This is a genomic window from Novosphingobium sp. ERN07 (genome assembly GCF_012641335.1).
In the GTDB taxonomy this organism is placed as follows: Bacteria; Pseudomonadota; Alphaproteobacteria; order Sphingomonadales; family Sphingomonadaceae; genus Novosphingobium.
This window is the reverse complement of record NZ_JABAID010000004.1, coordinates 71,341-84,785: the sequence shown is the minus strand read 5'-3', so window position 1 is coordinate 84,785 and position 13,445 is coordinate 71,341. Positions and strand designations below refer to the sequence as shown.

At 62.0% G+C, this 13,445-nt stretch carries 14 protein-coding genes; 8 read left to right on the top strand and 6 right to left on the bottom strand.

The genetic code is table 11. From position 1 onward, the window contains the following. Window positions 1-59: 59 nt before the first annotated feature. From HGI47_RS07695 to HGI47_RS07685, 3 genes are all read right to left on the bottom strand, one after another. Window positions 60-398, bottom strand: coding sequence for a P-II family nitrogen regulator (locus HGI47_RS07695; RefSeq protein WP_168852247.1), 339 nt, complete (start codon window positions 396-398; stop codon window positions 60-62). Window positions 399-726: 328 nt separating this feature from the next. Next, window positions 727-1,557 (bottom strand): type I methionyl aminopeptidase, encoded by an 831-nt coding sequence (gene map / locus HGI47_RS07690; RefSeq protein WP_206066065.1) that lies wholly within the window; start codon window positions 1,555-1,557, stop codon window positions 727-729. A gap of 55 nt (window positions 1,558-1,612) precedes the next feature. Then, the gene (locus HGI47_RS07685) at window positions 1,613-2,413 is read right to left on the bottom strand and encodes a DUF4163 domain-containing protein (protein WP_168852245.1); all 801 of its coding nucleotides are present in this window, start codon (window positions 2,411-2,413) and stop codon (window positions 1,613-1,615) included. 51 nt (window positions 2,414-2,464) lie between these two features. Here HGI47_RS07685 and HGI47_RS07680 point away from each other — a divergent pair, with 51 nt between their 5' ends. From HGI47_RS07680 to argC, 3 genes are read left to right on the top strand one after another with little or no spacing between them, the layout of a single operon-like run. Next, window positions 2,465-3,847 carry a M17 family metallopeptidase gene (locus HGI47_RS07680; protein WP_168852244.1) on the top strand — a complete coding sequence of 461 codons (1,383 nt, stop codon included), beginning with the start codon at window positions 2,465-2,467 and terminating at the stop codon, window positions 3,845-3,847. Next, window positions 3,817-4,284 (top strand): hypothetical protein, encoded by a 468-nt coding sequence (locus tag HGI47_RS23045; RefSeq protein WP_370521662.1) that lies wholly within the window; start codon window positions 3,817-3,819, stop codon window positions 4,282-4,284. Before HGI47_RS07680 ends, HGI47_RS23045 begins: the two co-directional genes overlap by 31 nt. Continuing rightward, complete coding sequence (gene argC, locus HGI47_RS07670; RefSeq protein ID WP_168852242.1) at window positions 4,281-5,210, top strand: N-acetyl-gamma-glutamyl-phosphate reductase; 930 nt, start codon at window positions 4,281-4,283, stop codon at window positions 5,208-5,210. Before HGI47_RS23045 ends, argC begins: the two co-directional genes overlap by 4 nt. Window positions 5,211-5,332: 122 nt before the next feature. On the opposite strand, the gene HGI47_RS07665 is transcribed toward argC, so the two are convergent. Beyond that, complete coding sequence (locus HGI47_RS07665) at window positions 5,333-5,650, bottom strand: 2Fe-2S iron-sulfur cluster-binding protein (protein ID WP_039334168.1); 318 nt, start codon at window positions 5,648-5,650, stop codon at window positions 5,333-5,335. 138 nt (window positions 5,651-5,788) lie between these two features. Between HGI47_RS07665 and HGI47_RS07660 the strand changes: the two genes are divergently transcribed. Next, window positions 5,789-6,406 carry a DNA-3-methyladenine glycosylase 2 family protein gene (locus HGI47_RS07660; RefSeq protein ID WP_168852241.1) on the top strand — a complete coding sequence of 206 codons (618 nt, stop codon included), beginning with the start codon at window positions 5,789-5,791 and terminating at the stop codon, window positions 6,404-6,406. An 87-nt stretch (window positions 6,407-6,493) separates the two neighbouring features. Here the strand turns inward: HGI47_RS07660 and HGI47_RS07655 are convergent, their stop codons facing one another. Together HGI47_RS07655 and thiL are read right to left on the bottom strand one after the other, a co-directional pair. Further along, the gene (locus HGI47_RS07655; RefSeq protein WP_168852240.1) at window positions 6,494-8,617 is read right to left on the bottom strand and encodes a sodium-translocating pyrophosphatase; all 2,124 of its coding nucleotides are present in this window, start codon (window positions 8,615-8,617) and stop codon (window positions 6,494-6,496) included. A gap of 120 nt (window positions 8,618-8,737) precedes the next feature. Beyond that, window positions 8,738-9,613 carry a thiamine-phosphate kinase gene (gene thiL / locus HGI47_RS07650; RefSeq protein ID WP_168852239.1) on the bottom strand — a complete coding sequence of 292 codons (876 nt, stop codon included), beginning with the start codon at window positions 9,611-9,613 and terminating at the stop codon, window positions 8,738-8,740. Window positions 9,614-9,717: 104 nt separating this feature from the next. On the opposite strand from thiL, the gene HGI47_RS07645 reads away from it, so the two are divergent. The 4 genes from HGI47_RS07645 to HGI47_RS07630 all read left to right on the top strand — a co-directional run bounded on the left by HGI47_RS07645 (window position 9,718) and on the right by HGI47_RS07630 (window position 13,313). Further along, on the top strand, window positions 9,718-10,890 hold the full coding sequence (locus tag HGI47_RS07645; protein ID WP_168852238.1) for an acetyl-CoA C-acetyltransferase: 1,173 nt from the start codon (window positions 9,718-9,720) through the stop codon (window positions 10,888-10,890). Between the two features lie 30 nt (window positions 10,891-10,920). Continuing rightward, window positions 10,921-11,706, top strand: a complete 786-nt coding sequence (locus HGI47_RS07640) for an SDR family NAD(P)-dependent oxidoreductase (RefSeq protein ID WP_168852237.1) — start codon at window positions 10,921-10,923, stop codon at window positions 11,704-11,706. Between the two features lie 99 nt (window positions 11,707-11,805). Further along, window positions 11,806-12,678 carry a crotonase/enoyl-CoA hydratase family protein gene (locus HGI47_RS07635; protein WP_168852236.1) on the top strand — a complete coding sequence of 291 codons (873 nt, stop codon included), beginning with the start codon at window positions 11,806-11,808 and terminating at the stop codon, window positions 12,676-12,678. Continuing rightward, window positions 12,675-13,313, top strand: a complete 639-nt coding sequence (locus HGI47_RS07630) for a TetR family transcriptional regulator (RefSeq protein ID WP_168852235.1) — start codon at window positions 12,675-12,677, stop codon at window positions 13,311-13,313. The genes HGI47_RS07635 and HGI47_RS07630 overlap by 4 nt, the downstream gene beginning before the upstream one ends. The last annotated feature ends 132 nt before the right edge of the window (window positions 13,314-13,445 follow it).

The following is a 13,445-nucleotide window of genomic DNA, read 5'->3' as shown; positions in this document are numbered from 1 at the left end:
CCCCCGCTTTATCGCGCAATCCCGCCTTGGCCGAATTGCACCAAATCAGGCCGTGATCGTCAGATCGCGTCGTCGTTGCGTTCGCCCGTGCGGATGCGCAGTGCGCTTTCGACCGGGATAACGAAAATCTTGCCGTCGCCAATGCGGCCCGTCTGCGCGGCGGCGGCGATAGCTTCGACCACACGGTCGGCCAGATCGTCGCTGATCACGACTTCGAGCTTCACCTTGGGCAGAAAATCGACAACGTATTCTGCACCGCGATACAGTTCGGTGTGGCCTTTCTGGCGGCCGAAACCCTTCGCTTCGGTGACAGTGATGCCGGAGACGCCGATTTCGTGCAGCGCTTCCTTCACTTCATCGAGCTTGAAGGGCTTGATGATCGCTTCGACCTTTTTCACGTCGTTCAGACCCCTGCAACGCAGGCCGGAGCGCCCGCAATGAGCGAACCGGCAGATTGTACCCGTGTGTTGGACACGACATTACAAGAATCGTGCCACGTGATGTCACAATCCACTAGGCCATCGCGCTGCATCGCGAAAGCCGTAAAATCAGGGGTCCGGCAAGATTTGAATCGAATGCGCAAGCAATCCATGCGCAAGATTGCGCAGGCTTGTTCAAATCGTGCATAAATTTTGCGCAGAGACTGCCCGTTTTTTGGGCAGACGGCAATTCTAACGTCGTTATTGCTTCGCTACTCTCGCAATGACGAACGAGTAACTTGATGGATCAGGCGTCGTAAGGCGGCTTGTGCAGGCCTTTGGTGCTGAGCGTGAAGATCTCGCAGCCGTCCTCGGTGATGCCGATAGAATGTTCGAACTGGGCCGACAGCGAACGGTCGCGCGTCACTGCAGTCCAGCCATCGTCGAGGATCTTTACCGCGGGCTTGCCAAGATTGATCATCGGTTCGATGGTGAAGAACATGCCGGGCTTGAGTTCCGGGCCGGTTCCGGCGCGGGCGGCGTGGATCACTTCGGGCGAATCGTGGAACAGGCGGCCAAGACCGTGACCGCAAAATTCGCGTACCACGCCATAGCGCTGTTTTTCGGCATGGGCCTGAATCGCCGCGCCGATATCGCCCAGACGCGCGCCGGGGCGGGCCTTTTCGATGCCGATCATCAGGCATTCGTGCGTTACATCGACAAGGCGCCGTGCTTTGAGGGGCACATCGCCCACCAGATACATGCGGCTGGTATCGCCATGCCAGCCATCAAGCAGGGGGGTAACGTCGATATTGACGATATCCCCGTCCTTCAGCGTCTTTTCCGAAGGAATGCCGTGGCAGACGACATGGTTGATCGAGATGCAGCAGGAATGGGCATAGCCGCGATAGCCCAGCGTTGCGGGAATCGCACCTGCGTCCAGCGTCATCTGGCGGACCACATCGTCAAGATGATCGGTGCGCACGCCGGGCACGACGAGCGGGGCGAGCGCATCGAGGATATCGGCGGCGAGGCGGCCAGCCTTGCGCATCCCTTCGAACCCGGCAGGGCCGTGGAGCTTGATCGTCCCGTCGCGCATCAGGACATCGTGGTCTTCAACGATCATGTATTCGGTCATGGACCCCATCTAGCGACCTTCGCGCAAAATTGCGAGGTGTTCGCAGAGGCTTGTTTCATCCGGTGACGAAGGTCGGCTTAAACTCCGGCCTGACCGCATCGAGCACCTTTTGCGTGACGGGCAGCGTCACCTCGTAATCACCCTCGGCATAAGGGCCCGCAGAATAGGGCGCCACGAGCACACCGATGCGGTCGAAAGCCTTGCCGTTTGACGAGCCGAGGATGATCGTCTGTTCCAGCGGGTCTATGCATTCGCTGAATTCGGAAATCCCGCCCAGTTCCTCGCCTTGTCGCTTATTCGCGCGTTGACGGTCAAGCTCCTTGCAGAAGGGCGCGCGAATCGCGGCGGTGAGGGCGGCTTTGGATGTGAAGAGGTCCACCGGGTTGCGGCGCTTTCCTGCGATCCGGTCCCACAGCACGGTGTCGAATACATAGTTGGGATGCGCGCCGCCGCTGTAGGTGCCGACCAATGTGGAAAGGCTCAGCCATGCGGGAAGGTCGGTCACCACCTTCCATTCCACACTGTAGCTATAGGGATTGAACGGAAAGCCGCTCTCCTTGGCCAGCTTCTTGCCCTCTTCAGCTTCGGTCTTCAGATCGCGGCGGGACTTTTCCAGTTCGGCATCGAGGATCGCCTTGAGCGCGGGAATTGCCCCTGCGCTGGCCGGGTAGGAATAGGAGAAGTCGTACGTGTCGTTCTCTTCATCCACCTGTCGTGCGGTGACGGGAGTCTGCGCGGGGATTGCTGGTGCAGAGGGCGCGGCGACGGGCGTTTCGCTGGCGGCAGCCGTCGGATCGTCCTCTTTCACCGAACAGGCGGCGAGGGCCAGAACCGACACTATCAGTATTGAACGCATCCAACATTTCCTCTCGCCACAAACCGCGCGCTGCGCCATGTATTTCTCAACATGACCGACAGAAACGCGCTGATCCAGCCTGATCGCGGCCAGCAGGCCATTGCCCTCCACCTTGTTGACAAGGCGACGCTGCCCGACTTTCTGAAAAGCCTCAACGGCGCACAGCGTTCCACGCTGGCCGCGCAGAAGTTTGAAGGCGGCGGCTATGAATATGCCATCGTGCCCGATGCCGACGGGTGGTTTGCAGTGGCTGGCGTTGCGAATGTCGCAGACCTTTCATCATGGTGCATGGCCAAGCTGGCCGACGTGCTGCCGGGCGGCACCTATCGCCGTGCTGGTGGAGAGCCGGGCAAGGCGCTGCATGGCTGGGTGACGGGGCAGTATCGCTTTGACCGCTATCGCAAGGATGCCACCGAGGCTGAGCCGCGCATTCTGCTGACCAAGGACGTGGCGCAGATCGAACCGGCGCTGGCTGAAGCGGCAGCTGTGTTGATGGTGCGCGATCTGGTGAATACCCCCGCCGAAGACATGGGGCCGTTTCAGCTTGAGGCCGAAGTCCGGGCGTTGGCCAAGCGGTATCATGCCGAAGTCCACGTCGTTTCGGGCGATGCGCTGGAGCGGGACTATCCAATGGTTCACGCGGTGGGTAGGGCGGCGGCGCGCAGCCATGCGCCGCGCCTGATCGAGATGGAATGGGGCGATCCCAAGCATCCGCGCGTGGCCATTGTGGGCAAGGGCGTGTGCTTCGATTCGGGCGGGCTGGATATCAAGCCATCATCGGGCATGGCGCTGATGAAAAAGGACATGGGCGGCGCGGCCCATGCCATCGCGCTGGCGGGCCTGATCATGGCGCTGAATCTGAAGATCCGGCTGCATCTGCTTGTGCCAGCGGTGGAAAACGCCATTTCCGCCAATGCTTTCCGTCCCGGCGATATTCTGCGGTCACGCGCAGGACTTTCGGTAGAGGTGACCAATACCGACGCCGAAGGGCGGCTGGTGCTGGGCGATGCGCTGGCCCGCGCCAGCGAGTTGCAGGCCGAACTGGTGATCGATTTCGCCACGCTGACCGGCGCTGCGCGGGTTGCGCTTGGCCCTGATCTGCCTGCGATGTTCGCGCGGACAGATGCCACGGCGAATGATCTGCTGCGCGCCGGGATGGAGCGGGACGACGCCTGTTGGCGCTTGCCATTGCACGACGGCTATCGGGAATATCTGAAATCAGACGTTGCCGACCTGCAAAATTCACCTTCCAACGGCTTTGCAGGCGCGAGTGTTGCGGCGCTGTTTCTGGACCGCTTTGTGGGCGAAGGCATTGATTGGGCGCACTTTGATACCTTTGCATGGCGTCCTGTGGCCAAGCCGGGGCGGCCCAAGGGTGGCGATGCGCTGGGCCTGCGCGCGGCGTGGGGATTGCTGAAGGCGCGCTATGGCTGATGGGGCGGCCCGTGCGGCATAGCTTGCCTGTCAGCGCGGACGCCGCTAATCGCCCGGCTTTCCTGCTGCGGGGACATCCAGAATTGACCGTCGAAGCCATGCCTCTTTCCGTTGACGTGCCGACCGGCCAGCTTGCGCTGGTGCGCCCGGCTGACCGTTCGGACAAGCCGCACCTGCCGGTGCGTGGCGATCTGGCGCATATTGGCCTTGCTGGACGATACTTCGTGCCGCACTATGCCGTGCCGATGCCGCACACGCTGAAAGCGGCAGGCGTGTTGCGCGGCGCGGGCAAGCCCGATGGCGAGGAACTGCGCGCGCTGACAGCGGGCGAGACGTTTGACGTGCTGGATATCGCAGGCGGCTGGGCCTGGGGACAGGCGCAGGCAGACCAGTTGGTCGGCTATGTCGAAGTTGCGCAACTGGAGCCGCAGGCATGACCACTTCGGTCTTTATCGATGGTGCAGCGGGCACCACCGGCCTTGAGATTGCGGATCGGCTTGCAGGCCGCAGCGAATTCACGCTGATTGCGCTCGACGATGCACGCCGCAAGGACGATGCCGCGCGTGCCGAAGCGATCAACGACGCCGATGTGGTGATCCTGTGCCTGCCCGATGACGCTGCGCGCGATGCCGTGGCGATGATCCGCAACGACCACACCAAAGTGATCGACGCTTCGACCGCACACCGCGTGGCCGATGGCTGGACCTATGGTTTCCCTGAACTGGTCGGGCGTGAAACGGTGGCTGAGGCCAAGCGCGTGTCCAATCCCGGCTGCTACCCGACCGGGTTCCTCGGCCTGCTGGCGCCGCTGGTACACAACGGTCTGCTGCCTTCTGCGTGGCCATATACCTGCACCGGCGTGTCCGGGTATTCGGGCGGCGGCAAGGCGCTGATCAAGCGGTTTGAGGATGATCGCGATATCGCATGGCGCGGCTATGGCTTGAGCTTCGGGCACAAGCATGTGCCGGAAATGCAGCGCTATGCAGGCCTTGCCATTGCGCCGCTGTTCAGCCCCGCTGTGGTGCCTGCGCATCGCGGCATGGTGGTGGAAGTGCTGCTGCCGCTGGGCGTGATGCCAGGCAATGTACCTGCCGAACTGCTGCGGGCGGCACTGACGCAGTTCTATGGCGAATCGAAGATCGTCACCGTGGCGCAGGATGCGCCTGCGGATGGCGAGATGCTGATGCGCGCATCGATGGAGCCGTGGGACGGTTTGAAGCTGCACGTGATGGGCAGCGAGGACGGCGAACAGGCGCGGCTGGTGGCCGTGCTGGACAATCTGGGCAAGGGCGCAAGCGGAGCTGCTGTGCAGACGCTGAACCTGATGGCCGGACTGGACGAGACGGCGGGCTTGCGGGTTTGACCTGATCTGCGGATTATTTGCGCCCCCGCCTTCTCGCGGGGGCGCATCGTTTTTGAACTTATGAAAAAGGCCCGCGCTCCATTTGGAGGCGGGCCTTTTTCATTGCGCCAAGGCGCAGGAAATCAGTCTTCCGGGGCGATGGTCACGCGCAGACCGTCAAGGTCGCCGGTGATCTGCACCTGGCACGAAAGGCGCGACGTTTCGTTGCGGTGGTCCGAACTGTCGAGCAGATCGTTTTCGTCCTCGCTCATCGGCGCAACCTTGTCGGCAAAGGCCGGGTCGATATAGACGTGGCACGTGGCGCACGAGCAGCAGCCGCCGCACAGGGCCAGCAGTTCGTCAAAGCCATTGTCACGGATGGCTTCCATCACCGACAGGCCAGCGTCGGCCTCTACTGTCTTTTCTTCACCTGCACGATTGACAACCACGATCTTCGGCATCGTCCGTTCTCCAAATGCGGCGAAGGGCCATACGCGCCTAAACAACGCCCCCTGTTCGCCTTTGGACGGGGCTGCTATCGCGCGATTGCGGCTTTGGCAACTGCCGAACCGGCCAAAACACGGTTGCGGAGAAATAGGGTGGGGCTTTCAGCACAAGCGATACGCGACGGACTGGATTTCATTTCCGAGCGTAACCCGGCGCTTGGTTCCGCCATTTCGCGCGTCGGCTATCCCGAACCGCGCATCAGGGCCACGGGTTATGGCACGCTGCTGCGCACTATCGTGGGTCAGCAGGTAAGCGTGGCGGCAGCCGCTTCGGTCTGGAGTAAGCTGGAGGCGCTGCTGGGCGAGGACATGCCGCCGCACGATCTGCTTGCCGCCGATTTCGATTCGCTGCGTGCCTGCGGGCTTTCGCGGCAGAAGCAGGGCTATGCGCGTTCGTTGTGTGAACTGGTGGTTTCGGGCGAACTCGATCTGGATGCTTTGCCAGAAGACGACGAGGCGGCGATTGCCGAACTGGTGAAGATCAAGGGCATCGGGCGCTGGTCTGCTGAAATCTACCTGCTGTTTGCCGAAGGACGCCCCGACATCTGGCCTGCGGGCGATCTGGCCGTGCAGGTGGGGCTGGGCAAGCTGCTTGGTCTTGCGGAGCGGCCAAGCGAGAAGGAAACCCGCGCGCTGGCCGAGGATTGGCGCCCGCATCGCGGGGCGGCGGCGATATTTACATGGCACTGCTATAACAACCCTGCGCTTTGAGAGCGTTGAGACAACGCCCCCAATGAAAAGCCCCGCCCGGATCGCTCCGGGCGGGGTCTCCTCTCCCCAACTTGTGGGTTGCGCCGGTTATCCGGCTGCGTTGGCCGCAAGTGCTGCAAGCAGCAGCAGAGCGACGATATTGGTGATCTTGATCATCGGGTTGACGGCGGGACCGGCGGTGTCCTTGTAGGGATCGCCCACGGTATCACCGGTGACGGCGGCCTTGTGGGCTTCGCTGCCTTTGCCGCCGTGGTTGCCGTCTTCGATATACTTCTTGGCGTTGTCCCACGCGCCGCCGCCCGATGTCATCGATATGGCGACGAACAGCCCGCCAACGATCACGCCCAGCAGCAATGCGCCAAGGGCTGCAAAGCCATTGGCCTGCCCGCCGACCGCTGCGATCACGAAATAGACTGCGATCGGAGCGAGGACCGGGAGCAGCGAAGGAATGATCATTTCCTTGATCGCCGCCTTGGTCACAAGGTCCACTGTGCGGGCGTAATCAGGCTTTGACGTGCCCGCCATGATGCCCGGGTTGTCGCGGAACTGGTCACGCACGTCGATCACCACGTCGCCAGCCGCGCGGCCCACAGCGGTCATGCCCATCGCACCGAACAGGTACGGCAGGAGCGCGCCGAGCAGCAGCCCGACGATGACGTATGGGTTTTCAAGGCTGAAGCTGACCGCGAGGTTCGGGAAGAATTCACGCAAGTCAGTGGTGTAGGCGGCGAAGAGTACGAGGGCGGCAAGACCTGCCGAACCGATGGCATAGCCCTTGGTCACGGCCTTGGTCGTGTTGCCCACGGCATCGAGCGCATCGGTCTTTTCACGGACCGAATCGTCCAGCCCTGCCATTTCTGCAATACCGCCCGCGTTGTCGGTCACGGGACCATAGGCGTCCAGCGCGACGACCATTCCGGCCAGCGCCAGCATGGCGGTTGCGCCATAGGCGATGCCGATAAGGCCTGCGAGCTGGTATGCGATGATGATGCCCGCGCAGATCACCAGCGTGGGCAGCGCGGTGGATTCAAGGCTGATGGCCAGCCCCTGAATCACGTTGGTGCCGTGGCCGGTTTCCGACGATTTGGCGATGGAGCGCACCGGACGATAGTTGGTGCCGGTGTAATACTCCGTGATCCAGATGATCAGGCCGGTGATGACCAGGCCGAGCAGCGAGCAGTAGAACAGCGTGCGCCCGGTGAAGGTCACTGTATCGGCCATGATGGTGTAGCTCATCGGCGTTTCCATGCCGCCAAGGGCATAGTCGATCGCCCACCAGATCGCGCCGACGGAAAGGACGGCGGTAACAAGGAAGCCCTTGTACATCGCGCCCATGATGTTGTTCGACGAACCCAGCTTAACGAAATAGGTGCCGATGATCGAGGTGACGATGCACACGCCGCCGATCAGCAGCGGCAGCGCCATCATCGGGCCAAGGGCAGCGCCCAGCCCTTTGAGCAGCAGCGCGGTGAGCACCATCGTTGCGCCCACGGTAACGACATAGGTTTCGAACAGGTCGGCGGCCATGCCGGCGCAATCGCCCACATTGTCGCCCACGTTGTCGGCAATAACGGCGGGGTTGCGTGGATCGTCTTCAGGGATGCCAGCTTCGACTTTGCCGACAAGATCGGCGCCCACGTCTGCCGCCTTGGTGAAGATGCCGCCGCCCAGACGCGCGAAGATCGAGATGAGCGAAGCGCCAAAGGCCAGCGCGACGAGGCCGTCAACCACGGTGCGATCATCGCCGCCCACGGTGTAACCGGCGATGTCGGTCAGATAGTGGTAGAACACCGCGATGGCGAGCAGGGCGAGGCCTGCCACCAGCATCCCGGTGATCGCGCCCGCGCGGAACGCCAGCGTGAGACCAGCCTGAAGGCCGTTCTGTGCCGCCGCCGCCGTGCGCACGTTGGACCGGACCGAGATGTTCATCCCGATGAAGCCCGCCACGCCCGAAAGGACCGCGCCGATGACGAAGCCGGTGGCGGAGATCGTGCCGAGAGTGGCGGCGATGATGACGGCGACGACCACGCCGACGATTGCGATGGTGGTGTACTGACGCTTCAGATAGGCTTGCGCGCCTTCCTGAATGGCAGCGGCAATTTCCTGCATTTTGGCATTGCCCGCCGGTGCGCCCAGCACCTGACGGCTGGTCACGAAGCCATACACGATGGCCAGCAACCCAAGCAGTATCGATAATACGACTAGGTTCACGATGGCATCCCCCTTTATTCCGGTGCCACGAAAGGCCCGGTCCCGTCGTTTGCGGGCCGGGCGAAGCTATAGCTTTATTTGCGCCCCGCAAGCCCTTCCATGACGTGGATCAAGGCCTTTTTAATCGTGCGTATAACCCAGTGTGCCATGCGGCACTGCACCATCGAGGGTAACGGATGATCTGGTTGGCGCGGTAGCGAGGCCAATACGATAGGCGGGGACCGGCGGTGTCGCATCGGGGGGGAGGGTGAATAGCAGTTCGTAATCTTCGCCCCAACGCATGGCTTCGTCATGCCGGGCCGAGGGGAGTCTGGCGGGGAAGGGGACAGCGGTGCTTTCGATGTCGAACGTGACTCCGCTGGCCTCGGCCATACGAGCGGAATCGATTAGCAGTCCATCGGACACGTCCATCATCGCGGTGACATGGTGGGCAAGGGCGCGGCCCTCTGCAAGGCGCGGCGTAGGGCGGCGGAAGGTGGTACTATCCGCATCGGTGCCATCGCGCAGAGCTTCGAACCCAAGCATGGCCGCACCGACTGGGCCGGTGATCCAGAGCGCATCGCCAGCGCTTGCGCCGCGCCGGTCGGGAACCGGGCGGCACGTGGCGCGGCCGAGCGCAGTGAGGCCGAGGCTGCGGGGGCCATTGGCGCTGACGGTATCGCCGCCGAGCAGGGGGACAGCGAAAGCGGTAAGGGCTTCGTCAAGGCCAGCGAGAAACCGGGCGTCATTATCGCCCAGCGTAAAGCCGAGGAGCACGCCGACGGGATCTGCACCTTTGGATGCAAGATCCGACAGGTTGGTGGCCACAAGTTTCCACGCAACGTCGGCCATGTCCTGACCCGGCAGCCAGTGGACCGCTTCGACCATCATGTCATGCGTGAGGATCAGCGTTTCGCCGCCGAAATCGAGCACGGCGCAATCGTCCTGAAGGCCGCGCGCAGCAGGGTGCGGTGCGAGCGCGCGCAGGGCGGCGATGAGGGCGGATTCCTTGCTCACTGGCGTGTCTATGCGGTGGAGCGGCGATTGGCACAAGTCTGCTTGACCAGCGCAACAGTGGGGCTTAATCGTTCGATTAAAGAGGTTCGAGAGGAGTCGGAAGAATGGCAACTGCCTATATCGTCGATGCGGTGCGTACAGCAGGCGGACGTAGGGGCGGCAGGCTGGCGGGCGTGCATCCGGTGGACCTTGCCGCGCGCAGCCTTGATGCCATCGTCGCGCGGGTGGGACTTGATCCAACGGCTATCGACGATGTGATCATGGGCTGCGTGACGCAGGCCGGACAGCAGGCGATGCAGGTGGGGCGCAATGCGGTGTTGGCGTCAAAGCTGCTGCCGCAATCGACCCCTGCGGTGACCATCGACCGCCAGTGCGGATCATCGCAACAGGCTGTCCAGTTCGCGGCGCAGGCGGTGATGTCGGGCGTGCAGGACGTGGTTCTGGCAGCCGGCGTTGAAAGCATGAGCCGCGTGCCGATGGGATCGAACGCCACGTTCCATATGAAGGAAGGGCTGGGGCACTACAAATCGCCGGGGCTGGAGGAAAAGTATCCGGGCGTGATGTTCTCGCAGTTCATGGGCGCGGAAATGATCGTGAAGAAGCACGGCTTTTCCAAGGAGGATCTGGATCGTTTCTCGCTGAACAGCCACGAAAAGGCGATTGCGGCGACCAACGCGCAGGCTTTTGCGAACGAGATCGTGCCTATCGAAATCGAGACGCCCGAAGGCCCGGCGATGCACACCGTGGACGAAGGCATCCGCTTTGACGCGACGCTGGAAGGGATTGCTGGCGTGAAACTCCTCAGCCCCGAAGGTTCGCTAACGGCGGCCAGCGCAAGCCAGATCTGCGATGGGTCGAGCGCGGTGCTGGTGGTGTCCGAAGCGGCGCTCAAGGCGCACGGGCTGACGCCGCTGGCGCGCATTCACAATCTGACGGTGACAGCAGGCGATCCGGTGATCATGCTGGAGGAGCCTCTGTTTGCCACCGACCGCGCATTGCAGCGGGCGGGCATGAAGATCGCGGATATCGATCTGTACGAGGTGAACGAGGCTTTCGCTTCGGTGCCGATGGCGTGGCTGAAGCACACCGGGGCTGACCCGAAGCGACTGAACGTGAACGGCGGCGCGATTGCGCTGGGCCATCCGCTGGGGGCATCGGGCACCAAGCTGATGGCAACACTGATTCACGCCCTGCGCGCGCGGGGTGGCAAATATGGGCTGCAGACGATGTGCGAAGGCGGTGGCGTGGCCAACGTGACGATCATCGAAGCGCTTTGAATTTCTGATTTTGGAAGAAGGACATATTTGATGAAGCTCGACAATACCGTAGCTGCTGTGGTGACCGGCGGTGCATCCGGCCTTGGTGCGGCCACGGCCCGCGCACTGGCTGCCAAGGGAGTGAAGGTTGCCATCTTCGACCTTCAGAAGGAAAAGGGCGAAGCGATGGCCGCCGAAATCGGCGGCGTGTTCTGCGAAGTGAACGTGACCAGCGACGAAAGCGTGGATGCAGGCTTTGCCAAGGCGCGCGAAGCGCATGGGCAGGAACGCATTCTGGTCAACTGCGCAGGCACCGGCAATGCGATCAAGACCGCCAGCCGGTCGAAGGAAACTGGCGAGATCAAGCACTTCCCACTGGATGCGTTCAACTGGATCATCCAGATCAACCTGGTGGGCACGTTCCGCTGCATCGCCAAATCGGCTGCGGGCATGATGACACTTGATCCGTGCGACGAGTTTGGTGAGCGCGGGGCGATTGTGAACACCGCTTCGGTGGCGGCCGAGGACGGCCAGATGGGGCAGGCGGCCTATTCGGCATCGAAGGGTGGCGTTGTGGGCATGACCCTACCCATCGCGCGCGATCTGATGGCAGAGGGCATCCGCGTGAACACGATCCTGCCGGGCATCTTCAACACGCCGCTGCTGCAGGGTGCCCCCGAAAACGTGAAGGCCGCGCTGGCTGCGTCGGTGCCGTTCCCGAAGCGCCTTGGTATGCCTGAAGAATATGCGAATCTGGCGATGTGCATGATCGAGACGGGTTACTTCAACGGTGAAGATGTGCGCCTTGATGGCGCCATCCGCATGGCGCCGCGGTGATTTGAGAAAAGGGCGCGCACTCGCGTGATAGCGGGGCGCGCCCATTGCCTGAGGCTCCCGCCTGCGCGGGAGCGCGCAAGAGCTTTTGGGAGAGGCCAATTGTCCGACTACTCGCAGATCAGGCTCGACATCACCGATGGCATTGCAACGATAACGCTGCACCGCCCGGAAAAGATGAACGCTTTCACCGGCACGATGATGAACGAGATGATCGATGCGTTCGATCAGACCGATGCGAACGACAGCGTACGGGCGGTGATCGTTACCGGATCGGGCGAGCGCGCTTTCTGTGCAGGCGCAGATCTGACGCCGGATGACGGCAAACATATCTTTTCCAGTGCCGAACCGGTGACCGACCTTTCCGATCCGCGCGTGCGTGATGGGGGTGGGCTGCTGACGTTGCGCATCTACCAGTCGAAAAAACCGGTCATCGGCGCGATCAATGGTGCGGCCGTGGGCGTGGGCGTGACGATGCAATTGCCGATGGATATCCGCCTTGCATCGACCAAGGCCCGCTTCGGGCTGGTTTTCGCGCGGCGTGGAATCGTCCCGGAAGCGGCATCGAGCTGGTTCCTGCCGCGCATCGTGGGGCTGCCGCAAGCCTTGGAATGGTGCATGACGGGGCGGGTGTTCGATGCGGACGAAGCCCTGCGCGGTGGCCTTGTGCGTTCGCTGCATGAACCTGACGATCTGATGCCTGCCGCCGTGGCGCTGGCACGCGAGATTGCCGACAATACTAGCGCGGTATCGGTTTCGATGACCCGCGCGATGCTGTGGCACAACCCCAGCCTGAGCCATCCGATCGAGGCCCATCGCGTAGATAGCCGGGCAATCTACACCCTGTCACGCGGGCCGGACGCTGCCGAAGGGATTTCGAGTTTCCTTGAAAAACGCGCTCCCCGCTACCCGGCGCGCGTTTCTTCGGATATGCCGTCTTTTTATCCGTGGTGGAATGAGCCGGGCTGGGAATGAATACGGAAGTGCAAAAAGGGGAAAGCCTGGAAACACCGGGCGCGCGCGAGCAACTGTTGCAGACGGCATCTGCCATCATGCGCGAGGGCGATGTCGTCGACATTTCGCTATCGGAATTGAGCCTGCGATCAGGGCTGAATTCGGCTTTGGTGAAATATTATTTCGGCAACAAGGCGGGGATGCTGAAAGCCCTGCTCGACCGGGATATGGAGAACATCGTCAAGTCCGTGGATGCACTGCTTTCGAAGGACGACATGAGTCCAGAGGCCAAGTTGCGGCTGCACATTTCGAAGTGCATCGATACCTATTACGATTACCCCTATCTCAACCGCCTGCTGATGCGGCTGGTGCGCGATAGCGATGAGGCTGAGGCCAAACGGATTGCCGATCAGTACCTACTGCCGCTGCATCGCGCCTACAATCGCTTCATTGGCGAAGGGGTGAAAGCGGGCGTTTTCCGCGCGATCAATCCGCAACTGTTCTACTTCACGGTCACGGGTGCGGCAGACCGGTTCTTTTCAGCACGGCTGGTGCTGAAGCACTGCTTCGATCAGGATACGCTGACCGAGGAATTGCGCGACAGCTATCGCGAACATACCGTCGATTTCATAATGGCCGGTATTCTGGCCCACTGAGCCGTTTGGCTTAGACGAATTTCAAACAGACTGATGGGCGCAGCATGGAACGATGCTGCGCCCACTTTCCTTCGCTGGTGCGGTGATAGCTTTGCGCGGGTTGCTTAAAGAAAATTTCGTCTGGCGGCGGAT